Source organism: Stenotrophomonas sp. SrG (genome assembly GCF_050031795.1).
GTDB lineage: Bacteria > Pseudomonadota > Gammaproteobacteria > Xanthomonadales > Xanthomonadaceae > Stenotrophomonas > Stenotrophomonas rhizophila_A.
Map to the genome: position 1 here is coordinate 1 of NZ_JBNBBE010001040.1, position 240 is coordinate 240.

Here is a 240-nt window from a genome sequence, read left to right on the forward strand (position 1 = left end):
TCGGCATCGGCAAGCTGGCGAGGCTGAGCACGCGGCACGCGCTGCTGCTCGGCAGCGTGCTGTGGCTGGGCGGTGAATTCGCGGTCGTGGTGTTCAACGAAGCGCAGCGCGCGAACCTGCTGGGCAATGCCAACCACGACCGGCTGGTGGCGATCGTCGGCCTGTCGATGGCGCGCACGCCGCGGCTGTTGATCGCGTTGCTGCGCCTGCTGGGTCGCGATCACGAGGTGGCGCGCGACA

1 pseudogene is annotated in these 240 nt (G+C 69.6%); it reads left to right on the forward strand.

Going from position 1 to position 240, the window contains the following annotated elements:
• A pseudogene (locus ACQG3P_RS22650) lies at nucleotides 1-240 on the forward strand (glutathione-regulated potassium-efflux system protein KefB); the annotation flags it as partial.